This is a genomic window from Eubacterium segne, assembly GCF_014287775.1.
GTDB classification, from domain to species: Bacteria; Bacillota; Clostridia; order Lachnospirales; family Lachnospiraceae; genus Eubacterium_G; species Eubacterium_G segne.
Genome location: NZ_JACOOZ010000003.1, coordinates 252243 through 277741 on the forward strand (window position 1 = coordinate 252243; position 25499 = coordinate 277741).

Genomic DNA, 25499 nt, shown 5'->3' on the forward strand with positions numbered 1-25499 from the left:
CCTCCGTAATCTCACCGCTGTTTATTCAACTGATGCTATATAATAGTAAACCGGCTGTCCACCTGAATATACTTCAACTTCTAAATCAGGTAATTCTTCGGAAAGCTTGGATGCCAAAGTTTGTGCTTCATCTTCCGTGACACCTTCACCATAGTAAATACTTACGATTTCAGAATCTTCATCCTGCATTTTCTTAATCATATCAACAGTTGTTGCTGTAATATCATCACCAACTGACAGGATTCCTTCATCGCCGATACCCATGATATTTCCTTCTCTGATTTCTTTATCATCAATAACCGTGTCTCTTACGGCATATGTGATTTCACCTGTTTTAACATAAGACATACTGTCAGTCATGGCTTCTTTATTGTCTTCTGCTGAATTATCCTCAACAAAACCTATCATTGCTGAAATTCCCTGAGGAATAGTCTTTGAAGGAATAACTATAACATTCTTATCCTCCACAAGGCTTTCAGCCTGATTTGCAGCAAGAATAATGTTTTTGTTATTTGGTAAAACAAAAATTGTTTCTGCATTGACCTTTTCTACAGCATTTAAAATATCTTCCGTGCTAGGGTTCATAGTCTGTCCACCGGAAATAATGTAATCAACATTTAATCCCTTAAAGATTTCATCTAAACCTTCTCCTACTGATACTGCAATAAAGCCATATTTCTTCTTTGGTTCATCTGTCTTTTTCTTTTCTTCTTCTGCCTTCTGCTGTTCAGCAAGCTTCTCGGCATTCTTAATAAGTCTCTCGTGATGTTCCTCACGCATATTATCAATTTTCATTCTTGATAATGAACCATATGTCAAAGCTCTGGTAAAGGCTTCACCAGGCTGGTTTGTATGAACATGTACCTTTACAATCTCATCATCAGCCACAAGAACAATTGAATCACCAATCGACTCTAAAAATTCCTTGAAGGACTTTTCAGTTTCATCAGACATAGGCTTATCTAAATTAATGATAAACTCTGTACAATATCCAAACTTGATATCTGCCTCTTCCATAGGTATATCGTCTTTATTAATGCCTGATGGCGCAGATACCTCATCAAGAGTATAATCAACTTCTTTGCCAAGGAATGCATCATATGCCCCCTTTAACACTGTCATAAGACCCTGTCCGCCTGAATCAACTACTCCTGCCTGTTTCAAAACCGGTAACATTTCAGGTGTCTGGCTTAAAACATAATCACCATGCTTTATAATTTCATCAATAACAACTGCCAAGTCATCAGTTTCACCCAGCATTTCACATGCCTTATCAGCCATGCCTTTAGCTACTGTAAGAATAGTTCCTTCCTTAGGCTTCATAACTGCCTTGTAAGCTGTCTCAACCGCCTTAACGCATGCTCTTGAAAGTACCTCGGTGTTAATTTCTTCGTACTTCTTAATTTCTCTGGTAAATCCTCTGAAAAGCTGTGACAATATAACTCCTGAGTTACCTCTTGCACCTCTAAGTGAACCTGTAGAAATTGCCTTCGCCATATTCTCCATGGTAGGCTCTGTAATTCCACCAACTTCCTTTGCTGCTGACATAATAGTCAAAGTCATATTAGTTCCGGTATCTCCGTCTGGAACCGGAAAAACATTTAGCTCATTAATCCATTCCTTTTTTGCTTCAAGGTTCTTGGCACCGGCTATAAACATCTTCTGCAAAGTCTTTGCATCAATAACTTTAATTTCCAAATTTTTATCCTCCTGAGGGTAAGACGTAATTAGTCTATTGTTCTTACACCTTCAACATATATATTAACTTTCTTTACCTTCATTCCGGTAAATTCTTCTATCTTATATTTCACGCTGGATATAATATTATCAGCTATAGTTGCAATATTAACACCATATGCAACTATAATGTGAAAATCTATTGTAATTTCATTATTTTCATCAATAGCAACATTAATTCCCTTAGTGGAACTGTCTTTCTTTAATAGTCTTACAAGACCATCCTTAACGCTTACCATAGCCATTCCTACTATACCGAAACACTCGTATGCTGTTTCACCGGCATATTTTGCAATAACTTCAGGGCTTATAAGTATCTGTCCTAAATCCGTGTTCATTTTTCCTTTCATATATTACCTCCGTAAATAGTAGTATCATTTAATTTATTCTATACAATATTGCAATTCAATATTGTTGTTTCCGTAACTTAAATTATTATACTATCTTTAACATGAAAATGAAAGCCATTTTTATAGAAAGCTACAGCAACACAATCTTTTGTAATGCATTCCTATACAAAGAAAGAGCAGACATAAAGACTCAATCTCTTATCCGCTCCTTCTTCTATTTATGCATAGTTTAAAATCTATACTACGCTCTTTCTACTTTTCCTGATTTTAAACAAGATGTGCAAACATACATTTTCTTTGCTCCGCCTTCAGTCTTAACTTTAACAGACTTTACGTTTGATTTCCACATTTTGTTTGAACGTCTGTGTGAATGGCTCACAGCGTTACCAAAATGAGCACCTTTACCGCAAATACTACATTTAGCCATAATCGCACCTCCCTTTGTAAAAATTAGGTCAAACTACTTCATTGACCTGACACAAAGGACATTTTATCAAAACCAGATACAAATTGCAAGTATTTTCTAAAAAAAGTTTTGCAACGAGAATTAGAATCCACTTGCAATCCTCACATCACAGTTTTTTATTTACATCTTACATTTATTGTATTACATATATTTTGTTGTTAGGCTGTTTTAAACTATATACATTTTTGTATTCTTACGTAACTATCATATGATGCATATTGTATTGTTACGCTTTTAATATAACTATAATTTTTGAAAAGACAACTCTTTTGATAGCATAGTTTGAAAAAATATGTGAAGAGGTACTTTAAGAGTATAGTTTGAATGTTCTTCATGAAGATTTTTATACTATCATCTAGTTTGATAAAGAAAATACAAAAAAAATAATAGCTAATAAAGCTATAGAGGGTCCGACAATGCCAGCCCCTCTAAAACTTCAATTACTCTAAAGTAATCCTTATAATAAATATGTTAATTAAAATTCAGTGTTTTCCAACTTAAGAAATCATCAGATATAGTTTGACCCCAATGAGCATCAGTAATCTGTACATTACCAACAGTTGCATTACCCCCTTCAACATTAACATTGGTGTACCACACATCACTAATAGTATTTCCCGATACATCATGCCAGTTATGTGTCCAACTTAAATCACTTCTGTTTACTGCATATGCTTCAATATCAATATCATTTCCATCTCCACCATTATCAGTTCCCTTTGCCTTATGATCAACATATACTCCATCATACGCTATATGGTAAATAGGTATATTATCACCATTATGAATAGTTGCAACTCCCTTATGGAATCTATGAACAACATCAATGTTTTTAAACAAGACATTATAAATCTTTGCATCTTCATTTTTATATCCGGCTTCGCACCTACTACTGCCGGCACCACCCATATCCGTTTCATATCCGATTTCCAAACACTGTGCTATGTCATTCCATACAGTACAATCTTCAACTCTAATGTCATGAGCATTAATATTATCATAATTCTTTACAACTATAGAGTCATCAGATGATCTTACAAAACATCCATCTAAAAATACGTTATACGATGACTGTATAGTAATTCCATCACCATTAGATCTTGCTGATACCACATTTACGTCTTTAAATAATACATTATTGCTGTTTCTTATATTTACAGCCCATCCTGTAGGGTCAAGAATTGAAATACCAATAACCTGAACATTGCTACTTCCTAATTCTGTTCCACCTTTTCCGTTATTCTTTGGTGTATTTCCATCATAATAAACCGGTTCATATCCAACACTTACCGGATTTCTTCTGTTATTGCCTCCCCAAGGGCCCCAGTTATTTTGGGTAATTATTCCTCTTCCTATTATCTTAGAATTATTCATACAATGAACATATCCGTTTAAGACAGCTCCACCTTCAATCCAAAGAATTTTACCTTCCGGTACAACAAGGTCATCTGTTTTCTCATATGAGCTAATAGTTTTCCAAACATTATCCGGTTTATTAAGAATATCCTGTGCAAAAAGCATTATGCTGTTTGCACCTTTATAACTACCGTTAAATTCAATGCTATACTGTCCCTGCTGCCCTTCCTTCATATTGATGGTTATATATGTCGCTCCATCCTTAGTTTCCTGTGCAGCTGATAATCCCTTTCTTGTTGGTCTTATTGTTACAGAATTTATATCTGTGCGATTAACCTTTATTCGTACACTGGCATCTCCTTTATAATCAAATATTGCCACATTACCAAATGTCACCGGATTATTATTTGCGTATGTTCCTATTCTCTTATCTTCTTCATAAACTCTTGTTTTAAATACCCCAACACTTTCATCATTAACGGTCATTGAAACATCACCTGATGCATCAAATGTCTGTGGTACTCCATATGCCTGAACCTCTGATGTTGTAGCCTCAGTTGTTACCTGAATGGTTGCACCGTCACCTACAGCACTTCCTCTTACGGCCTTTACTGTGTAACTTGCAGTATCTCCAACATTGAATGTTCCGGTATATGTATATGAGCAATCTGTTGTCGTTCCTATTAACTCACTACCTTTATAAACATTATATGATGTTGCATTGTCAGCTGCATTCCATGATAAGCTTACCTTTGTCTCATTGCTCTTAGTACATGTAAGCCCTGTAACAACTCCCGGTTTAACATCTGCTGCTTCAACACTTACATTATCAGCAGCGTCTGTTGTGCCTTCTTCTAAAACATATGGAACTGTAATTTTAATTGTTTTAGTATTATTATTTTCATTAACTTCTGCAATTTTATTGTTATCATCATCTATAGTTCCAACTATTGTGTTGTCACCTTTCGCAGCCTTCCACAAGTATCCTTTAAAGTCTCCACTTGTTCCAATAAATGTTCCTGATTCATTATAACTTGTACCACCACAAGTCTTAAATTCGTGAGTTTCACCAGCTCCGATTGAAGCATGACAACTATCATCCCATGTTGTTCCACCATTAGCATATGTACTTCCATTTACGCTAAATGAAACACCACATTTTACATTTGACGGAGATGCACTATCACCGGCATTAACCCCTATTGCAATAAATTGAATTAAATCTCCCTCATTAATCGTTCCATTTGTAACACCTGTGGTTTTATTATAATATCCTATATCTGTAATAAGTAAATCTACACCACCTGTCACGGACGTATAACTAGTATTGTATTTTCTTTTAACATATATGCTCTTGGTTTTATCGCTACCATCCATGCTTGATTTTACGGAATGCTTACCAAATGTGGCTGTCCAATTACTTTCTATCTTAACGTATCCACCTACAGGAATATTCTGAGACAAAGTAATTGTCTGGAATGATGAACCATCTATAGCCATATTAACTGTGTACTTTGTTCCTGCCGGTATTACTACATTACCTGTGTTCTGAACTAAGGTTACAAATGTAATTACATCTCCCTCATATATTTCACTTGGGAATCCGCCTAAAGCCACTACCTTAGCTTCCATGTTTTCAGTAGATGCTGCAGCTATCGTAATGCTAACCTGGCCTGTAACCGAACTATTATCGTCTATTTTAATAGACGCATCTGCTGTAAAAACACCTGCCTCTGTAGGCTTCCATTCATTCACTGTCACCGAGCCTGTCTCTCCTGCAGGGATTGTGATAGTTCCCTTTAGTGTCTGATTGCCAATCTTCACAGCAACATGCTTATTCATAACCATCTGGTCACCTTCATTTTTAGCTGTTACTGTAATCTTTACAGTATCTCCTACCTTTGGATTTTCAGGAGAATATATTATTCCCGTAATTTTAACATGATCAGATATTGGTTTCGTAGTCGGAGCTTCAGTTGTAGTTTCCGGTGTAGTCGGTGCTACTGTTGTTGTCTCCGGTTCCGCTGTTTCCGGCTCTGTAACAGGTTCTGCACTATTTACGTCTCTTTGAGATGTACGGTTATTATTGGATGTATTTCCATCGTTTATATCAGCAATGGCCGTAACTAAACATTTGCCACTATATGAACCACTTACTGTGTATTCAACCCTTGCTGTTTTTCCTGCGCCTAAACCTGCCGCAATCTTTTCAGTTCCTATGCTTTCCCTATTAACATAAAATGACATATTAAAGTCACTTCCAACACTTGCTGCTCCCACATTTTTGTAGTCAGCATATACCTTTGTAGCGCCATCTTTCTGATAAATGCCAACTTTAGTTATAACAACATCATAATCGACAGCAGCCTTTACTGAATAATCGGTTACCAAATTCAAATTCATAACCATAGTAAAAGCCATAAGTAAGCTAAGTATTTTTCTTATCTTCCCTTTCATCATTTGTTTCTCCCTTCACTATTTATTTATCAATTCTGCGTTTAACGTTTAACGAACCATATACTGAAATTGTATTATTTTATTGGCATAATGTCAAATACAACTTAACGTTTATACTGTTGTAAAATCGTTTTTTTCAAACTTTAATCACACAAAACTTCCTTAGCAATATCTGCGCTCATTTTTGCATCCTTTGCATAGTAATCTGCCCCTATCTGCATAGCATAATCTGCTGTTAAAACAGCACCGCCTACCATAACCTTGCATTCTACATTATTTTCACGTAAAAGCTTAATGGTTTCTTCCATTGAGCCAAGGGTTGTTGTCATAAGAGCTGACAAACCTACCAGATGAACATCATTTTCTATAGCTGAATTAACTATAGCCATAGGGTCTACATCACGGCCTAAATCAATAACATCAAAGCCATAATTTTCCAGTATAACCTTAACAATATTTTTCCCAATATCATGTATGTCACCCTTTACTGTAGCTACTATTATTTTACCCTTACTTTCAGATACCTCACCGTTATTTGCCAGATAATACTTGATTTCCTCGAAGCATTCCTTAGCCACATCTGCCGCCAAAATAAGCTGTGGAAGGAATATTGTGCCTTTTTCAAATTTATCTCCCACCACATCCAGTGCCGGAATAAGCATTTCGTTAATTATCACCATGGCATCTGTGTTGTTTAACAAATCCTTAGTTATACTTCTTCCGTCATTTTTCATTCCTGTTTCCATTGCATGAAGAAGCATATCTGCCTCTTTGCTTCCAAGAGATACTGCTCCTGCACTTTTTACCGTTTTTGTTTCTGTAGCATCTTTTTTAACAGCTACCTCTATGGGATTATTGTTAGAATACTCTATAAAATCCATTGCATTTTCATCTATTGCCGCTAATACCTTATATGTTTTAACAGCCCACACCATAGATGAAACATTAGGATTAATAATAGGTAAATCCAAACCACTGTGAAGTGCCATTGTAAGAAATGTTTTATTTACAATTTCCCTGTTAGGAAGTCCAAAGGAAATATTTGATACTCCAAGAACTGTTTTAAGTCCCAATTTATTTTTTACAATATTAAGTGCCTTAAGAGTTTCCTGAGCAGCCTTCTGTTCAGCAGAAACCGTAAGAGTAAGGCAGTCAATTATAATATTTTCTTTTCTGATTCCGTATTCCATTGCCCTGTTCATAATTTTTTCGGCAATTTTTACTCTTCCTTCTGCACTATCCGGTATGCCGTTTTCGTCTAATGTAAGACCAATAACAGCAGCACCGTATTTGGCAACTACAGGAAGTATTTTATCAAGAACTGCATCCTCTCCATTAACGGAATTGACTATAGGCTTCCCATTGTACACACGAAGAGCCGCCTCTAAAACTTCCGACTTGGTGGAGTCTATCTGCAATGGCACGTCTACAATTGACTGAAGAGCTTTAATGGTTTTAATCATCATTTCTCTTTCGTCAATTTGAGGCAGACCAACATTTACATCTAATATATCTGCTCCCCCTTCTATCTGTTCTATAGCCTGTCCTAAAATATAATCCATGTCATTTTCAATAAGCGCCTGCTTAAAGCGTTTCTTTCCTGTTGGATTAATTCTTTCCCCAACAATTCTAGGCTGATTTACTACAACGGTTTTAAGAGGTGAACATACAGCCATTTCTCCACTGTAATCATTTTTCTTAAAATCGCCGTTTTTCTTTGATTCTTCAAGCATTTCCTTTAATCTTGCAACATATTCCGGAGTTGTACCACAGCATCCACCCATAACCTTTGCACCAAACTTAAGCATTTCCTTACAGATAGTTGCAAATTCATCTGCCGATACATTGTATGTATTAGTGACCGGGTCAGGCAATCCTGCATTAGCCTTTACCACAATAGGAAGGTATGTCCACTTGGATATTTCCTCAACTATAGGAAGCAAGTCTTTTGGTCCTAATGAACAGTTGACACCTAATGCATCTACCCCAAGTCCCTGCAATGTGAGACACATGGCAGATACGGAACATCCCGTAAATGTACGCTTATTTTCTTCAAATGTCATTGTAGTCATTACAGGAAGGCTAGAATTTTCCTTTGCGGCAAGAACGGCAGCCTTTGTTTCTAGCAAATCAGTCATTGTTTCTATTACAATAACATCTGCTCCCTCAGCAGCTACCACTTCTTCCTTAAAAATATCATATGCCTCTTCAAAAGTAAGGCTTCCTGTAGGTTCAAGAAGTTGACCTATAGGACCTAAATCAAGGGCAACTAATGTATCTGTACCTTTTGCTGCTTCCTTTGCATTTTTAATTGCAGCACTAATTAATTCCTTTACGGAATAACCGGTATTTTCCATTTTGTATCTGTTAGCACCAAATGTGTTGGCATATACTATATCAGCACCTGCTTCAATATAGCTTTTATGAATATCCACAATCCACTCCGGCTTTAATATATTCAGGGTTTCAGGAACTGTTCCCACTTCCATACCTTTCTTTTGAAGCATTGTTCCCATTGCTCCATCTAAAAGTACATAATCTCTCTCAAAAATACTATTACCTGCCACAGCTTTTTCCTTCCTTTCTAAATTGACATTTTTCTCTAAAATTACATGTATCACAGCTCTTTTGACTGGAAACCTTAAGATTGTGTCCTAAACCTATAACGCAGGTTACGGACTTAGTAGGAGTAAGCATCATACTGCTGTTTACACAAACCCCCACACGCTTTGAGGCATCTAAAATTTCCAGAAACTTTTTCTGACCCTCTAGAGGAAAATCATCATATCCCAATCCAAATCTCCATGTATGCTCATAGTCCTTAAAATCCTTTAATATAACCTCCTCCGCCTTATCACATACTTGTTCAATAACGGCAGAAGCCAGACTATCTGTTATGATTGCCTCCGTCATACCTGTAATCTGTTTTTTTCTAATTAGCAAATCAACATTTCCCGACAAGGTTGCACACATAAACACCACTTTTTCGCAGTTTTCAAGATGATTAGCAATTGCCTTACCCTCTAATTTAAACTCACTGTTAGGTATCTGACCGTCAACCAAATCAAACACCTTATATGTAAACTTAGGCTCCATAGCCTCTTTTAATTGTTTTGCACACAACAAAAGAAGCTCTTTTGTTGTGTCATCGGGAATCTGATTCCCATATCCCATATATCTAAGAGCTTCATCGAAATTAATGTCTTCAATTATAACGTTTCTGTTATTATTTACCATAATGCCAACCTGTTTATCTATTAGTTTTTTATGATACTTTCAACACTTTTTGTTATTTTTCCTGCAATATAAGGATCATTCATAGTGTAAATGTGAATACCCTCAACACCATTGGCTACTAAATCAATTATCTGGTCAATGGCATATGAAATACCTGCATCTCTCATGGCTTCCGGATTATCACCAAAACGCTGTAACACCTTTGAAAGCTTTGCCGGGATACTTGCACCACACATGGAAACCATTCTTTCTATCTGTTTCTTGTTGGTTACAGGCATTATTCCTGCCTCAATAGGAACATCAATCCCTGCTATTCTTACTTTCTCAATAAAGTCATAAAAAGCATTGTTATCAAAGAATAACTGAGAAATAAGATGGTCTGTACCTGCGTCAATCTTTTTCTTAAGATTTTTTATGTCAGCAATCATGCTTTCTGCTTCCTGATGTACCTCCGGATAGCATCCTCCTGAAACATTAAAGCCCATATTTTTTGACATAATATACTCAGTAAGTTCTGATGCATACCTAAAATCATGCTTTAATTCAAAATTAGGATTAACATCTCCTCTTAAAGCAAGAATGTTGTCTATTCCTTTTTCCTTTAATTCTTCAAGTATACTGTCAATGTCTTCCTTTGTGTTATAAAGACATGTTAAATGAGCAATAGTTTCAATACCGTATTCGTTCTTTATTTTAGAACACAGGTCTACCGTTGTTGCATTTGCAACACCTACTCCTCTGGCACCATAAGTTACACTAATAAAATCAGGATTTAACTGTTTCAATTCCTCAAGTGTCTTATAAATTGTTTCTACACCACTTTCCTTCTTTGGTGGAAAAACCTCAAAGGAAAATACTGTTTTTTTCTTAAATAAATCTGCTATATTCACTTATTTCTCCTTATCAGGGTTTGCAGCAAAACAAATTAAAACCTGCTATAAGGCATATAATTATTATGCAAACCACAAAAAATGTACTTTCTATTAATAACGATAATGTCATTCCCACTGCTAACCAGAATAAAGCAAAACCACATAACTTATGCATCTTTTTTCCTATCCTTATTGCTTATGATATATTTTATGCATTTATTGCGTTTTTTTACCACCAAATCAGGATTTTGCCCTATCTTTCGGTAATAATTTATTAATCGTTTATATTCTCATCTTCATCATAATCGTCATCATTTTTTGATGTAAACTTATTTACAATATCAGGCACCATATCAATAATTCTTGAAATTCCATCATTGTCTTTTACGCTAATAAGCTTTGATGAACCATCTTTAATAATAAGAACGGCACTAGGAGTAATTTTTCCTCCTACACCTCCTGTCCCGTTGTCACCCTTTGAAAAAGTACCGATTCCCATTCCAAAAGATACATCTGCCATTGGTAAAATAATGGTTTCACCTACCACTATAGGTTCTCCTACCACAGACTTTGTAGTAATAAACTGTTCCATTGCCTTTAATAAGTCATCTGTACTTTTTTTATTATCTGCCATATGCTGCCTCCTTTAGCTTAATTTTCTTATTACACTTCTAAGTTTCTTGTTCCAATATAATCTTAAGATATAATATCCGGCAATGCCCACCGTAACTGTACCTTTCGCCTTGATGTTGCCTTCCATTACCTTATTTTCAAAATCAGCGTTTATTCTAAAATGCTTTGGATTAATGTTAAACATACCAAATATCACGGCAATGTATCCAATGGCTTTTCCTGTTTCATCGGGATACTCAAATCCGATTTTTAAATTGCCTCTGACTTTTTTAGGTCGTATATGTTTTAATATCTTTAAAACATATTTTTTTGCAAATCTGTATGCCTCTTTTGTTCTGTTTGCAGTAAGAATTTTCTTGTATCTTGCCACCTTTTTCTTTAAATTATCTAAATTTTGAAAACCTTCTTTTATTCTATTGTATATATCCTTTATTTTATCTTTAATTTTCGTAATTATTTCAGATATTTTAATTTTTTTCTTAGTTTTGTCCTTAGGCTTTTTTAAAGTTGCATCTTTCTGTTTTTCAGATACATCTTCTTCCTGTATATTTATATTAATAATATCGGGCTTGTCTTTATTATCTGCATTCCCCTGCCTGCCTTCCGTTTTTACCGGAGTTTGCAATTCATCCTTACTTACGGTGTTCTCAGCAGTTTCCTTCTTTACATTATACTTAAAATCATCTTCTGATTTTTTTGAATGCTTTTCTTTTTCAGAATACCTTTTTACAGGAATTCCTAAAATTCTTAAACAATATTTTTTCCCGGTATTATTTATTACAAATCCAAAATGTACTATACCAAACAGCCAGAACGCCTTAACTGTAGCATTATATGACTTTTCATTTAAATCAGCCTTTGCCCTGTAACTAATGGGAAATAGCAATATAAGAAAGGCAAGAGTAAGTAGAACCAACAATACTATACCTATTATTTTTAAAATCAAAAACAAAATATGTACCATAGGCTATGCTTCCCCTGCTTCCATTTTGCTCATTATATATTTCTTAACTTTAACTTCTCCCGTATCATTAAGGCAATCCATTATAATCAGCTGTATCATATCCATTGCCTCTTCCATGCCTTCAGTTATTCCCACAACTACCATGTCTGAATCCCGATACCACTTCTGATTTAAAATATTTGACGGGTATATTTCCAATGTATCGTAGTCATTTTGTGGCAAAGTGATAACGTACTTATTTAATTGAGGTTTTCCATTTTTTATTTTTCTTATAACCTGTCTTTTTTTATCCAAAAGATTATATCCTACATATAAATCTTCGTACCATCTCATATACCACTCCTGCTACAACCTTAAAGCTAAGCCTGCATTATACCATTTAAAATTTCTATACACGCCAGCTTTTCAGCCTTATCGTTACATGTTACTAGTGTATTGTAAATAAAATCCTGAAGTTCACTTATATTATTAAAGAATATTGGAAGTTCAGATATTGCAGCGGACAAAACCGCTCTGTTTACTGCCTTTTCGTTATCCTTAAATAACTTAGCGTACTCATCACATAACTCCTTTTTCTTAGTTTCAATGTAATCTTCATCAGCAACAGAATTATCCGGTTCTTTCTCCATCTCCACAAACATACTGTCAGAATTTAATTTTGGAAGTCTATACACAACCTCATAAACCTCGTCAAGCTGTAGCTGAGAAATGGTTTCCGAAAAACTCTCCTTTATCTGGTCTGTTATATCATAAGAAGCAAGCAACGGATAAATCTTTTCCTGCTCCCCTTCTAACATAACAAACATATCCTCTATTTCTTCTAATGTTTTCGGACTGAATTTGTTCATAAATAAAAGGTTGGTATCCTTTATTATTTCCACGCAGCCTTTTACTATATTGTCATTTACGCAAAACTCATTGGTATACAGCACTAAAAGCAAATCGTTAAGAATCTCCTGTATCATCATTGCCCCGTCCATCTGTTCATCAATATATGCGGCAATTTCTGAAAGAACATCCTTTGCCTCTTCGTACTGCTCATTTGTAATTTCCTTAAAGTGTATGTCCTTTAACTGTTTAAAGGCTTCTGCCAAATATGGATAGCTTTCCTCCATGGATGCTGTTTTTTCAAGCATTGAGGAACTTTTTATCATATACAGAAAATCATCCACGCTATCTTTTGTACTTCCATTGTATATAGACAAACCGTTTGAAAGCATATCATAAAACTTACTTTTAGTTAGTTTTAAAGGAAGCTGACCTACAACATCTTTTATTTTGCTATTGACCATCATGTTATCTTCATCTTCAAGTATATACTGCATAAGTTTTCTTGTATAATTTTCATCAGAATAGCCATCAGGAAGCTCATCATCCCTAAACCTGTATTCAACACGGTTAATAGCATGCTCGTATATATTATACATATCCACATAACAGGTAACATCTTTTACTTTTCCAATGATTTCATCTCTGATTTCATTTAACGTATCAATGTCTTCCGTCACGTTTTCGTTGTTATCTTTGGTGCATTTTTCTATGATACAGTTTACTTTTTTTAAATAAGAATCATAATCTGCATCCATTATTCCGTCGCTTTCCTGTTTCACAACGTAATAAGTATAATAATTCATGGCAAGTCTTATAAAGGCATATTTATTATTTATTTCCATAAATTTACCATAATATTCCTTAAGACCGCTTTCTACGTTTCTGTTTTTTAATAAATCTCCAACTATCTTCTTCATAAAAGCCTGCTCTTTACTATTTTTATTTCATAATATCGCAGAAATCAAAGGTTGCAAAGTAATCTTTAGGTGTTTCTGCTCTTCTGATCATTTCAACACTGCCGTCTTCCTTTAACAGCAATTCAGCTGAACGTAATCTGCCGTTGTAATTATACCCCATAGCAAATCCGTGAGCCCCTGTGTCGTGGATGTATATATAATCTCCCATATCAATTTTTGGAAGTTTTCTGTCCACTGCAAATTTATCGTTATTTTCACAAAGCGAACCTACAACATCATATACATGGTCGCATGGTGCATCTTCTTTTCCTAAAACCGTTACATGGTGATATGCCCCATACATTGCCGGTCTCATAAGGTTTGCAGCACATGCATCTACCCCAATATATTCCTTGTAGATATGCTTTTCGTGAATTGCCTTTGTTACCAAAGCACCATATGGTCCCATCATAAAACGTCCCATTTCAGTGTATATTGCCACATCATCCATACCTTCCGGTGTAAGGATTTCTTCATATACTTTTCTGACACCTTCTCCAATAGCCATAATATCATTTGGCTTCTGATCCGGCTTATATGGTATACCAACGCCACCTGAAAGGTTAATAAACTTAATATTTGCTCCTGTTTCTTTTTTAAGAGTAACTGCCAACTCAAATATTGTTTTGGCAAGCATTGGATAATATTCATTTGTTACTGTATTACTGGCTAAAAATGCATGAATACCAAAATTCTTTACACCCTTTGCCTTTAAAATCTTAAATGCCTCTGTAATCTGGTCTAAGGTCATTCCATATTTTGACTCTCCCGGATTATCCATAATGCCGTTGCATACTTCAAAAACTCCACCCGGATTGAATCTGCAGCTTACAGTTTCCGGAATACCACATTCCTTTTCCATAAAATCTATCATTGTTATATCATCTAAATTAATAATTCCCCCAAGGCTGTTGCAGTAAGCAAATTCCCCTTCCGGTGTTTCATTAGATGAAAACATGATTTCGTCATTTCTAAGTCCTAACTTGTCTGCTATCATTAATTCTGTATATGATGAGCAGTCAACTCCACAGCCAACTTCTGCTAACTTCTTTATGATAAAAGGATTAGGGGTTGCCTTTACTGCAAAATACTCTCTAAAGCCCTTATTCCATGAAAAAGCCTCATATACTTTCTTTGCATTGTCGACAAATCCTTTTTCGTCATAAATATGAAATGGTGTAGGATATTTTTTTACAATTTCCTGTACCTGTTCAAGTGTAATAAATGGTTTTTTAGTCATTTTCAGTCCTCCTGGTATCTTTTTTTGTGTTTATTTATCTGCCATAAATATCGCATAAGTATCTTAATCTTTCGATTTTATCATGGCTAAATTGTCCATTTAACATTCTCCATCTCCAATTTGTCCCCATAGATGACGGCAGATTCATTCTGCCAATATGACCTACCTTAAGTACGTCCTGCATCTGGAATATAACAAGATTTGCGACACTTTCATATGCTGTTTTAAAAACTTTGTCAACTAAATCTTCTATACTTCCGTTTCTGCATTCCATATATTCCCTTATGTAGCCTAATTCCCAGTGCTGCATTCCTGAAAAATACCCAACCAAAGTATCATTGTCATGGGTTCCTCCATATGCCACAACATTTGGAATCCAGTTATAAGGAAGATGGTCATTTTTTCTATCTCCGTCAAAGGCAAATTCCAGTACCTTCATTCCCGGATACCCTGACTTTTCCAGCACTTCCACAACCTCAGGCATTTTAACGCCTAAGTCTTCTGCAATTATGCTTTTACCGTTAATGGATTCATCGATTGCCTTAATTAAATCCATTCCCGGTCCCTTACACCACTTACCGTTTCTTGCGTCATTATCCTCAGCAGGAATGGCATAATACTTAACCGTTCCTATAAAATGGTCAATACGGATAACATCATAAAGATTTGCTGAATGTTCCATTCTCTTTCGCCACCAGCTAAAGTCATCTTTTTTGATTTTATCCCAGTCATAAAGAGGATTTCCCCATCTTTGACCTGTCTCAGAAAAAGCATCAGGTGGAACCCCTGCCACTTTCTTTGGTTCTAAATCTTCGTCTAACTGGAATACTTCCGGATTCTGCCACACATCAGCAGAATCCATTGCCACATAAATAGGGATATCTCCAATAATTTCAATTCCCTTTTCGTTGGCATATTCTTTTAACTTATTCCACTGCTTATAAAACATAAACTGAATAAATCTGTAGTAATCTATTTCTTCAGCTAATTCCTCTTTATATAGCTGTAAAGCCTTTTCTTTTCTGAATTTAATATCATCATCCCAGCTTTGCCATGCCATGTAATTGAATTTCTTTTTACATGCACAATATAGACAATATCCATCAAGCCAGAACTCATTTTCTTCTAAGAAGTCCTGATATTCCTCTGTTCCCAAATGCTTGCTGTTATGATATGCCTCTTTTAAAACAGTAAATCTTGAATTATACATCATTCCATAATCTACATACTGTTCTTCCATATTCCATCTGAAACTTTCAACGTATTCTCTTGTTAAAAGTTCCTCTTCAATAAGCATATCAAGATCGATAAAATAAGGATTTCCGGCAAATGCCGAAAACGATGCATAAGGACTGTCCCCATAGCTTGTAGGACCAAGAGGCAATACCTGCCAGTATTTCTGTCTTGCCATTACAAGATTATCCACAAATTCGTATGCACTTTTTCCAAAGGTTCCTATACCGTACGGTGACGGTAAACTGCTAACCGGCATTAAAATTCCGGCGCTTCTACTAAAATTTTCCTGCATTTTATTCCTTCCCTTTATTTATGTTCGTGAGTAAAAAGATGATCCTGACAATATTCCTTATTTCCACTGCACTTTGAACAATATCTAAAAGTAAGATTAGGGTCATCTAACTCTGTTCTTCCACATATATAGCACTTATGAAGTGCTCCATTTTCATGCTTTACAGGTCTTGCCTGACGTACCGACTGCCTGTATTCATGTCTTCTTTTTACCTGTTTAGGATTAAACCTGCTTTTATTTCGTGTTCTTAACCAGTAAATCAAGAAGTTAAGAAGTGATACAACAATTAGTACCGTAATAACTATTGCCACAACTGTTGTATTATTCTTAAATGCATCAAAAATATCAACTAAAAGAAAGGCTCCATATAAATACCCCATCCATTTAATCTTTATTGGGATAATAAAATACAATAGCAACTGCTCCTCCGGATATGTTGCCGCAAATGCCAGAAAAATTGACATATTAACATAATAAGTGCTTACGCAGCTTCCAAACACTGCTCCAAAATAGTAGGTATAATCTGATATTCCATAAGCTGTCATTTCACTAAACGCAGATGTTGGAAGTATGCCAAAATATACCACTCCCATTAAAATTCCATATAATACCAAAGCACCTAATATGGTAAATATAAATCCCGAAAAAATAAATACATTGTATCTGTAAGTTCCCCATGCTCTTTCTAACCCCTGACCTAACTGGTAATACAGTAAAAGCATGATAATTGTAAATATGGAAAGCTGTTCCGGTGGCATTAAAATCCATGTGAATATTCTCCACACCTGTCCCCTGAATATCCAGTAGGGATTAAATGCCAGAAATGCCGATATTTCCGGGCTTATTATCTGTAACATATACCCGATGATATAGGCCACAATCAAATATACTGACAAATTTTTTATTGCATATTTTCCATATTTTCTCTCAAAATTTGATGCCATATAAAATGCTCCTGTCTAATATGTTAATCTTTTCTATAATCCAAATTACAGTATAAATTCTACACCTGTGTTTGTCAAACTACTTTATACTTTGTATTAATATATTTTATACATTTCACCAAAAATTCATTATTTATACTCACCCACATAATATAGTTTAGTTGTTTTTTTCATGTATTTATATTATAATAGGAAGTCGTTTTGAGAATTATTTTCAATATTTTAGACTATTTATGTCTTATTTAGGCATTTTTATATGAATTAATTGGAGGATTAAATGGATAATAATTATTACACTCTGGGTATTGATATTGGCTCTACTACAGTTAAAATTGCCATATTAGACCAGAATAAAAATATGGTGTTTTCAGATTATGAAAGACATTATGCTAATATTCAGGAAACCCTTGCTTCACTGTTAAAGAAAGCACAGTCACAATTAGGAAATGTGGAACTTGCCCCTATGATTACAGGCTCCGGTGGTCTTGCTTTGTCTAACCATCTTAAGGTTCCATTTGTTCAGGAGGTTGTGGCAGTTGCTTCTGCCCTTGAGGATTATGCACCTCAAACTGATGTTGCCATTGAGTTAGGTGGCGAGGATGCCAAAATTATATATTTCACTAATGGTATTGAGCAGCGAATGAATGGTATCTGTGCCGGTGGTACAGGTTCTTTTATTGACCAGATGGCTTCTCTTTTACAAACTGATGCCTCAGGTTTAAATGAATACGCAAAAAATTATCAGGCTATATATCCTATTGCTGCAAGATGTGGTGTTTTTGCCAAAACAGATATTCAGCCTCTTATTAACGAAGGTGCCACAAAGGAAGACCTGGCAGCTTCTATTTTTCAGGCCGTTGTTAATCAGACTATTTCCGGTCTTGCATGCGGAAAACCAATTAGAGGAACCGTTGCATTTTTAGGTGGTCCATTACATTTCCTGCCGGAGCTTAGAAATGCATTTATCAGAACTCTGAAACTTGATGATGAACATATTGTGGCACCACAGCATTCGCATCTTTTTGCTGCTACAGGTGCTGCCCTTAATCACAATCCAAATGTAAGAATTAATATTTCTGATTTGTATGAGCAGCTTTCAAAGGGTGTCCGGATGTCTATGGAGATCAAGCGTTTAGACCCTCTTTTTAACAACGAAAATGAATACAATAAATTTATAGAAAGACATAATAAAGCTACTGTAAAGAAAGGTAACCTTGCTACATATACAGGCAATTGTTACTTAGGAATCGATTCAGGTTCTACTACAACCAAAGCTGCCTTAGTCGGTGAAGATGGTACTTTACTGTACTCATATTACAGTGGCAACAATGGAAATCCTTTGGCAACCATTATTGAGGCAGTAAAAGATATTTATAAAAGTCTTCCTGCCGATGCTAAGATTGTCCGCTCATGTTCTACAGGTTATGGTGAGGCTTTAATTAAGGCTGCACTGCTTTTAGATGAAGGTGAGGTTGAAACTGTTGCCCATTATTATGCTGCGGCATTTTTTGAGCCACAGGTTGACTGCATTTTAGATATTGGCGGTCAGGATATGAAATGTATCAAAATAAAGAATAATTCTGTTGACAGCGTTCAGTTAAATGAAGCCTGCTCATCAGGCTGCGGTTCTTTCATTGAAACCTTTGCCAAGTCATTAAATTACAGTGTACAGGATTTTGCAAAGGAAGCCTTGTTTGCTTCTAATCCTACTGATTTGGGAACGAGATGTACCGTATTTATGAATTCAAATGTTAAGCAGGCCCAAAAGGAAGGTGCCAGTGTTGCCGATATTTCAGCAGGGCTTGCTTATTCCGTAATAAAAAATGCCTTGTATAAGGTTATTAAAATTACTGATGCTAAAGACCTGGGACGTAAAATCGTAGTTCAGGGTGGTACTTTCTACAATAATGCCGTCCTTAGAGCTTTTGAGAAGGTTGCTGACTGTAAGGCTATCAGACCTGATATTGCAGGTATTATGGGTGCTTTCGGTGCTGCCCTTATTGCAAGAGAACGTTACAAAGGTGAAGAAACAACCATGCTCAATTTGTCACAGCTTGAAGCTTTTTCTTATGAAACTTCCATGACGAGATGTAAAGGTTGTACCAATTCATGTCTTTTAACAATTAATAAGTTTTCCGACGGTCGTCGTTTCATAAGTGGTAACAGATGTGAAAAGGGTATCGGCGGTCAGAAAAACAAGGAAAACATTCCTAACCTTTTTGAATATAAGATGCACAGAATATTTGATTACGAACCTCTTGATGCTGACAAGGCTCCACGGGGTGTAGTTGGTATTCCACGTGTTTTAAATATGTATGAGAATTTTCCATTTTGGGCAACATTCTTCAAAAATTTAGGATTTAGTGTTATGCTTTCACCTGTTTCATCCCATAAGATTTATGAAATGGGAATTGAATCCATTCCTAGTGAATCAGAGTGTTATCCGGCGAAACTTGCTCATGGTCATATTGCATGGTTGCTTCAAAACGGAGCTAAATTTATTTTCTATCCTTGTATTCCGTACGAGAGAAATGAAACTCCTGATGCCAACAATCATTACAATTGTCCAATTGTTACATCCTATGCAGAAAATATAAAAAATAATGTTGAGGAATTAAATGACCCTGACATTAATTTTATGAATCCTTTTATGGCACTGACTAATGAGGATACCATCACTTCACGATTAGTTGAGGAATTTACCAAGGCATTTGGCATTAGTGAGGCAGATATTAAGAATGCTGCTCATCTGGCATGGGAAGAATTACTTGCTTCTAGATCTGATATGGCTAAAAAGGGTGAAGAAACATTAAAGTATATGGAAGAAACAGGCAAACGTGGCATTGTTCTTGCCGGTCGTCCATATCACATCGACCCGGAAATCAACCATGGTATTCCTGAAATGATTAATTCCTATGGCCTTGCAGTTTTAACTGAGGATTCCATTTCACATTTAGCTGATGTGGAAAGACCTTTAATCGTATCTGACCAGTGGATGTATCATTCAAGACTTTACAAAGCTGCCAACTATGTTAAGACCCGTGATGATTTGGATTTAGTTCAGCTTAACAGTTTCGGATGTGGTCTTGATGCTGTAACTACTGACTGTGTCAGTGACATATTGACTAAGTCAGGAAAAATATATACTGTTTTAAAAATTGACGAAGTAAACAATCTAGGTGCTGCAAGAATCAGAATCCGTTCTCTTCTTGCTGCTATAAGAGTTCGCAATGAAAATCATTTTGAGAGAACAATTCAGCCTTCATCAATTAACAAGGTTGAATTTACAAAGCAGATGTATGATGACAAATATACTATTCTTTGTCCTCAGATGAGTCCTATTCACTTCAAAATGCTTGAATCCGCCCTTAATTCATGTGGATACAATTTTGAAGTAATGCCAAGTAACAAGTCCTGTATTGATGTAGGACTTAAATATGTTAATAATGATGCCTGCTATCCTTCACTTATTGTTGTTGGACAGATTATGGAAGCGTTGCTTTCAGGTAAATATGATTTGAATAAGACAGCGGTTATTATCACCCAGACCGGTGGTGGCTGTCGTGCTACAAACTATATTGGTTTCATTAGGCGTGCATTGGAAAAAGCCGGCATGGGGCATATTCCTGTTTTGTCCTTAAGCTTTACGGGAATTGAAACTAACAGTGGCTTTAAGATTACTCCTCTCTTTGCCGTAAAAGCAGTTGAAGCTGCCATGTATGGTGATTTGTTTATGAGAGTTGTATATCGCACCCGTCCATATGAAGTAAACGCAGGTGAAACTGACGCCCTTCATAAAAAATGGGAATATAAATTATGTAAAGAATTATCCGATAAACATTTTGGCATTCTTCGTTTCCGCAAGAATATGAAGAAAATTGTTGAGGAATTTGATGCCATACCTGTCATGGATATCAAAAAGCCAAGAGTTGGTATTGTAGGTGAAATTTTAGTTAAGTTCTCTCCTACTGCCAACAATGATTTGGTTAACTTACTTGAAGCTGAAGGTGCTGAGGCTGTTATGCCTGACCTTGTGGATTTCTTCCTTTACGGATTTAGAAATGCTACATTTAAGTATGAAAAGTTAGGCTTTAGCAAAAAATCTGTTTACATTAATAATTTAGGTATTAAAGCTCTTGAATGGATGAGAGGCTCTGCCAAGAAGGCGCTTATTAAGAGTAAGCATTTCACTCCTACTTCTGATATTTGGGAAATGAGTGAAATGGCAGAAAAGGTTGTTTCCATTGGTAACCAAACCGGTGAAGGTTGGTTCCTGACAGGTGAAATGCTTCACCTTATTCATGATGGTGTACCTAATATTATTTGTACCCAGCCATTTGCCTGCCTGCCAAACCATATTGTAGGTAAAGGTGTTATTAAAAAGCTTCGAGCCATGAATCCTGATGCTAATATTGTAGCTGTGGATTATGACCCTGGTGCCAGCGAAGTAAACCAGCTTAACCGAATCAAGTTAATGCTTGCTACAGCTAACAAGCGCTTAAAAAACCAGGAAGAAATGGAAAAAGGCAAAGTTAAGTAAGTTCCGGTAGGAATGTTTTTTGGGTGAGCACGATTTTGTGAATATATGTTTGATGTTTTTAATCTTATAGCTGTGGATTTTGATGTTTTTTAAATTTTTTGGCTGTGGAATTAGTGATTTCTCTGCAACATTCTAGCGCAAATTGTCTCTTTTTCGGCTTGTAACAAAGCAAATCGCATAAAAAAGCAGATTTTTCTATTACACATAGAACAATCTGCTTTTTACTTATAATTATATTTATTTATAACTAACTTCTCTACAATTTTGTATTTCCAATACTCAAACTCATTATTTTCATAATTAATATATCATTCCCTATATATTCTCAATCTGCCAGTCTATCGGCTCCACCCCATTGGCTACCAAAAATTCATTTGCCTTGCTAAAGTGTTTGCATCCAAAGAATCCACGATATGCAGACAACGGACTTGGATGTGGTGCTTCTAAAATTAAATGCTTAGGATTGGTAAGCATTGCCTTCTTACGTCTTGCAGGTGTTCCCCACAGAAAATATACAATAGGTCTGTCCTGTGCATTTACAGCCTGTATAACTGCATCTGTAAACATTTCCCAGCCATGTCCCTGATGGGAATTTGCCTGATGTGCCCTGACAGTTAAAACAGTGTTTAACAGCAAAACACCCTGGTCAGCCCATTTTTTTAAATATCCGTTATTAGGGATATAACATCCCAAGTCATCATGCAATTCCTTATAAATATTTACAAGTGATGGAGGAATGTCATTTCCCGGCAATACTGAAAAAGACAAACCATGGGCCTGATTAACATTATGATACGGATCCTGCCCCAACAGTAAAACTTTCACATCCTTAAGTGGTGTGAAATGAAATGCGTTAAAAATATCATCCGCCGGTGGGTATACTATTGTCTTACTATATTCGTCCCTTACGAAATTATATAAATCTTTATAATATGGCTTTCTAAATTCCGTAGATAAGGGTTCTACCCAGTCATTAGTAATCATTCCCATATTTCTATCTCCTTATATCTAATTTCAAAACAATTTTTCCATTTTCATGTCAGATTTCCGGAATTTTAATGCTTATCTTTGTATCTGACCAAAACAATTTTTAATACCTATTTTTCCAAAATTTCGTTAATAAACAATCTGTCATTAAAAACCTGTACTGCCCTTTTATCTATTTCCAATTCAAAATGTTTTGAAGTAAGCATTTCCCCATCCACATTAAATGTGTAAGGTTCCTCACAATCTACCGTAATCTTTGAATCTTTATATTTCTTAATAGCCTTGTCATTTTCATGTTTTCCCCGGATTAATTTTAAAAGCACAGGCAATATTTTAATCTTAGACATTTTTTCCACAACATAAATATCAAACATTCCATCATCTAATATGGCATGAGGAGCAATTCTAAAACCTCCGCCATAATATTGTCCGTTGCACACAGCAAAAATAGTGCAATAATTACTTACCGTTGTTTCACCCATTGATATCGTAAGTTTCTTAAATTTGTACTTAAAATAAGTGTATACAAGACTTACATTATATCTCTGACTTACCGGAACCCACTTTTTATTCCGAATTACTGACACATTATTTGCCACATCTGCATCCAGTCCCACACATGCTAAATTGATAAAATAATGGCTGTTAATTTTGCCTAAATCAATGTAATGAATTCCTGACTCAAAATTTCTTAATGTCTTATCAAAATCATTTCCACTACCTGTAGGTATATTCCCAAGAATTTTATTTTTTGAGCCTACAATACCGTTTAAAACCTCGTTAAGACTTCCGTCACCACCAACTGAAAAAATTACACACTCTTCGTCAGGAATCTGAGATGCCATTTTCTTTGCCTCGCCTTTCCTTGATGTGTATATAATTTCATAAGGAATTTCCCTTACAATACAGGCTTCCCTTATGTTTTTTTCAATTCGGCTCTTATCTATTTTTCCACTTTTAGGATTAATAATAAAATAATACTTCATGATTTTTCTGCTGTATAACCTAAAATTATCAGATTCTCACAGACACTCCTTTTTCATCAAGATAATGCTTCAAATCCATTATTTCCAATTCCTTATAATGAAACAGCGATGCTGCCAATGCTGCATCTGCATGACCTGTAGTAAGAGCATCATAAAAGTGCTCCTTACTTCCGGCACCACCTGATGCAATAACCGGAATAGAAACATTATCTGCAATAATTTTTGTCAGTTCAATATCATAACCTTTTTTTACTCCATCACAGTCCATACTTGTTAGGAGAATTTCCCCTGCACCTAAACGGTCTGCTTTCATCGCCCATTCCACGGCGTCCATTCCCATATCAACACGACCACCGTTTTTGTATATATTCCAACCTGAGCCGTCTTCTCTTCTTTTGGCATCAATTGCCACCACCACACACTGACTGCCAAACTTATCTGCCGCCTCGCTTATAAGATTAGGATTCATAATGGCTGATGAGTTAATAGAGATTTTGTCTGCGCCTTCCCTTAATAAAGCCTTAAAATCATCAACTGTTCTTATTCCTCCACCAACTGTAAAAGGAATAAAAACCTGCTCAGCAACCTTTCTAACCATGTCCACAACTGTTTTTCTATGGTCACTTGAAGCTGTAATATCTAAAAAAACCAGTTCGTCAGCTCCTGCCTTATTGTACGCCTTTGCCACCTCCACGGGGTCTCCGGCATCTCTTAAATTAACAAAATTTGTTCCCTTAACCACCCTGTTGTTATTTACATCCAGACATGGAATAATTCTTTTTGTATGCATATCATTCTCCAATCCGTACTAAAGTTTTGCAAAATTTGATAAAATCTTAAGACCTACGTCTCCGCTTTTTTCAGGATGAAACTGGCAGGCGAAAACATTGTCCTTTTCAACTGATGCATGAATATGGGTAACATATTCCGTACTTGCCTTAACCATTTCCTCATCCCTTGCCTTTAGATAATAAGAATGAACAAAATAAACATATGCATTTTCTGCAACACCGTCAAATAATCTTCCATTATTTGTAAGCTCCAGTGAATTCCAGCCAATATGTGGAATCTTATATCCCGGCTTATCCGGTATTCTTAAAATATTTCCCGGTAAAATTCCCAAGCCACTGACTCCCGGTGTTTCATCACTACTTTCAAATAATAACTGTAGCCCTAAACAAATCCCTAAAAATGGTATTTTTTTATCTACCACATCATATATGGTATTTACCAGATTATAATCCTTAAGTTTATTCATTGCATCACCGAAAGCTCCTACTCCCGGCAAAACCACTTTATCAGCGGATAAAATTTCATCGCGATCTCTTGAGAGAACTGTTTCTTCACCTAAATACTGAAATGCCTTTTCAACACTTCGTATATTTCCAGCATCGTAGTCTAGTATCGCTATCATA

General features: G+C 35.7%; 19 protein-coding genes. 1 reads left to right on the forward strand and 18 read right to left on the reverse strand.

Annotation, left to right across the window (positions count from 1 at the left end):
* Positions 1 to 21: 21 nt before the first annotated feature.
* From H8S00_RS05870 to H8S00_RS05935, 14 genes are all read right to left on the reverse strand, one after another.
* Positions 22 to 1698: a DAK2 domain-containing protein gene (locus H8S00_RS05870; protein WP_118588507.1), complete on the reverse strand. Its 1677-nt coding sequence runs from the start codon at positions 1696 to 1698 to the stop codon at positions 22 to 24.
* A 29-nt stretch (positions 1699 to 1727) separates the two neighbouring features.
* On the reverse strand, positions 1728 to 2087 hold the full coding sequence (locus tag H8S00_RS05875; protein WP_186840261.1) for an Asp23/Gls24 family envelope stress response protein: 360 nt from the start codon (positions 2085 to 2087) through the stop codon (positions 1728 to 1730).
* 241 nt (positions 2088 to 2328) lie between these two features.
* Positions 2329 to 2514, reverse strand: a complete 186-nt coding sequence (rpmB, locus tag H8S00_RS05880) for a 50S ribosomal protein L28 (RefSeq protein WP_021952849.1) — start codon at positions 2512 to 2514, stop codon at positions 2329 to 2331.
* Between the two features lie 510 nt (positions 2515 to 3024).
* The gene (locus tag H8S00_RS05885) at positions 3025 to 6369 is read right to left on the reverse strand and encodes a glycoside hydrolase family protein (protein ID WP_186840262.1); all 3345 of its coding nucleotides are present in this window, start codon (positions 6367 to 6369) and stop codon (positions 3025 to 3027) included.
* A gap of 140 nt (positions 6370 to 6509) precedes the next feature.
* The gene (locus H8S00_RS05890) at positions 6510 to 8933 is read right to left on the reverse strand and encodes a homocysteine S-methyltransferase family protein (protein WP_366459484.1); all 2424 of its coding nucleotides are present in this window, start codon (positions 8931 to 8933) and stop codon (positions 6510 to 6512) included.
* Positions 8923 to 9603 (reverse strand): PALP domain-containing protein, encoded by a 681-nt coding sequence (locus tag H8S00_RS05895; protein ID WP_021952846.1) that lies wholly within the window; start codon positions 9601 to 9603, stop codon positions 8923 to 8925. The genes H8S00_RS05890 and H8S00_RS05895 overlap by 11 nt, the downstream gene beginning before the upstream one ends.
* Positions 9604 to 9623: 20 nt before the next feature.
* Positions 9624 to 10493 (reverse strand): methylenetetrahydrofolate reductase [NAD(P)H], encoded by an 870-nt coding sequence (metF, locus tag H8S00_RS05900; RefSeq protein ID WP_186840263.1) that lies wholly within the window; start codon positions 10491 to 10493, stop codon positions 9624 to 9626.
* 256 nt (positions 10494 to 10749) lie between these two features.
* Complete coding sequence (locus H8S00_RS05905) at positions 10750 to 11109, reverse strand: GerW family sporulation protein (RefSeq protein ID WP_021952844.1); 360 nt, start codon at positions 11107 to 11109, stop codon at positions 10750 to 10752.
* A 12-nt stretch (positions 11110 to 11121) separates the two neighbouring features.
* The gene (locus H8S00_RS05910) at positions 11122 to 12054 is read right to left on the reverse strand and encodes a hypothetical protein (protein WP_186840264.1); all 933 of its coding nucleotides are present in this window, start codon (positions 12052 to 12054) and stop codon (positions 11122 to 11124) included.
* 21 nt (positions 12055 to 12075) lie between these two features.
* The gene (locus H8S00_RS05915) at positions 12076 to 12405 is read right to left on the reverse strand and encodes a hypothetical protein (protein WP_118588502.1); all 330 of its coding nucleotides are present in this window, start codon (positions 12403 to 12405) and stop codon (positions 12076 to 12078) included.
* Between the two features lie 26 nt (positions 12406 to 12431).
* On the reverse strand, positions 12432 to 13820 hold the full coding sequence (locus H8S00_RS05920; RefSeq protein WP_186840265.1) for a hypothetical protein: 1389 nt from the start codon (positions 13818 to 13820) through the stop codon (positions 12432 to 12434).
* A gap of 22 nt (positions 13821 to 13842) precedes the next feature.
* Positions 13843 to 15099 (reverse strand): diaminopimelate decarboxylase, encoded by a 1257-nt coding sequence (locus H8S00_RS05925; protein ID WP_021952840.1) that lies wholly within the window; start codon positions 15097 to 15099, stop codon positions 13843 to 13845.
* Positions 15100 to 15133: 34 nt separating this feature from the next.
* Entirely contained in the window at positions 15134 to 16627 is a 1494-nt protein-coding gene (gene malQ / locus H8S00_RS05930) for a 4-alpha-glucanotransferase (RefSeq protein ID WP_186840266.1), read from the reverse strand.
* Between the two features lie 14 nt (positions 16628 to 16641).
* On the reverse strand, positions 16642 to 17571 hold the full coding sequence (locus H8S00_RS05935; RefSeq protein ID WP_186840267.1) for a DUF1751 domain-containing protein: 930 nt from the start codon (positions 17569 to 17571) through the stop codon (positions 16642 to 16644).
* A 277-nt stretch (positions 17572 to 17848) separates the two neighbouring features.
* On the opposite strand from H8S00_RS05935, the gene H8S00_RS05940 reads away from it, so the two are divergent.
* Positions 17849 to 22111: a 2-hydroxyacyl-CoA dehydratase gene (locus H8S00_RS05940; RefSeq protein ID WP_186840268.1), complete on the forward strand. Its 4263-nt coding sequence runs from the start codon at positions 17849 to 17851 to the stop codon at positions 22109 to 22111.
* Between the two features lie 315 nt (positions 22112 to 22426).
* On the opposite strand, the gene ung is transcribed toward H8S00_RS05940, so the two are convergent.
* The 4 genes from ung to hisH all read right to left on the reverse strand — a co-directional run bounded on the left by ung (position 22427) and on the right by hisH (position 25498).
* Complete coding sequence (gene ung / locus H8S00_RS05945; protein ID WP_118588497.1) at positions 22427 to 23101, reverse strand: uracil-DNA glycosylase; 675 nt, start codon at positions 23099 to 23101, stop codon at positions 22427 to 22429.
* A gap of 107 nt (positions 23102 to 23208) precedes the next feature.
* Complete coding sequence (locus tag H8S00_RS05950; RefSeq protein ID WP_021953202.1) at positions 23209 to 24084, reverse strand: diacylglycerol/lipid kinase family protein; 876 nt, start codon at positions 24082 to 24084, stop codon at positions 23209 to 23211.
* 28 nt (positions 24085 to 24112) lie between these two features.
* Positions 24113 to 24874, reverse strand: a complete 762-nt coding sequence (hisF, locus tag H8S00_RS05955) for an imidazole glycerol phosphate synthase subunit HisF (RefSeq protein ID WP_118588496.1) — start codon at positions 24872 to 24874, stop codon at positions 24113 to 24115.
* A gap of 18 nt (positions 24875 to 24892) precedes the next feature.
* Positions 24893 to 25498 (reverse strand): imidazole glycerol phosphate synthase subunit HisH, encoded by a 606-nt coding sequence (hisH, locus tag H8S00_RS05960; protein ID WP_021953204.1) that lies wholly within the window; start codon positions 25496 to 25498, stop codon positions 24893 to 24895.
* Between the last annotated feature and the right edge of the window lies 1 nt (position 25499).

Coding starts and splice junctions, on each gene's coding strand:
- H8S00_RS05875 (WP_186840261.1), bottom strand. CDS start 2,087: ATGAAAGGAAAAATGAACACGGATTTAGGACAGATACTTATAAGCCCT.
- H8S00_RS05950 (WP_021953202.1), bottom strand. CDS start 24,084: ATGAAGTATTATTTTATTATTAATCCTAAAAGTGGAAAAATAGATAAG.
- H8S00_RS05935 (WP_186840267.1), bottom strand. CDS start 17,571: ATGGCATCAAATTTTGAGAGAAAATATGGAAAATATGCAATAAAAAAT.
- H8S00_RS05920 (WP_186840265.1), bottom strand. CDS start 13,820: ATGAAGAAGATAGTTGGAGATTTATTAAAAAACAGAAACGTAGAAAGC.
- ung (WP_118588497.1), bottom strand. CDS start 23,101: ATGGGAATGATTACTAATGACTGGGTAGAACCCTTATCTACGGAATTT.
- hisF (WP_118588496.1), bottom strand. CDS start 24,874: ATGCATACAAAAAGAATTATTCCATGTCTGGATGTAAATAACAACAGG.
- H8S00_RS05905 (WP_021952844.1), bottom strand. CDS start 11,109: ATGGCAGATAATAAAAAAAGTACAGATGACTTATTAAAGGCAATGGAA.
- rpmB (WP_021952849.1), bottom strand. CDS start 2,514: ATGGCTAAATGTAGTATTTGCGGTAAAGGTGCTCATTTTGGTAACGCT.
- malQ (WP_186840266.1), bottom strand. CDS start 16,627: ATGCAGGAAAATTTTAGTAGAAGCGCCGGAATTTTAATGCCGGTTAGC.
- H8S00_RS05895 (WP_021952846.1), bottom strand. CDS start 9,603: ATGGTAAATAATAACAGAAACGTTATAATTGAAGACATTAATTTCGAT.
- H8S00_RS05915 (WP_118588502.1), bottom strand. CDS start 12,405: ATGAGATGGTACGAAGATTTATATGTAGGATATAATCTTTTGGATAAA.
- H8S00_RS05940 (WP_186840268.1), top strand. CDS start 17,849: ATGGATAATAATTATTACACTCTGGGTATTGATATTGGCTCTACTACA.
- hisH (WP_021953204.1), bottom strand. CDS start 25,498: ATGATAGCGATACTAGACTACGATGCTGGAAATATACGAAGTGTTGAA.
- H8S00_RS05925 (WP_021952840.1), bottom strand. CDS start 15,099: ATGACTAAAAAACCATTTATTACACTTGAACAGGTACAGGAAATTGTA.
- H8S00_RS05885 (WP_186840262.1), bottom strand. CDS start 6,369: ATGATGAAAGGGAAGATAAGAAAAATACTTAGCTTACTTATGGCTTTT.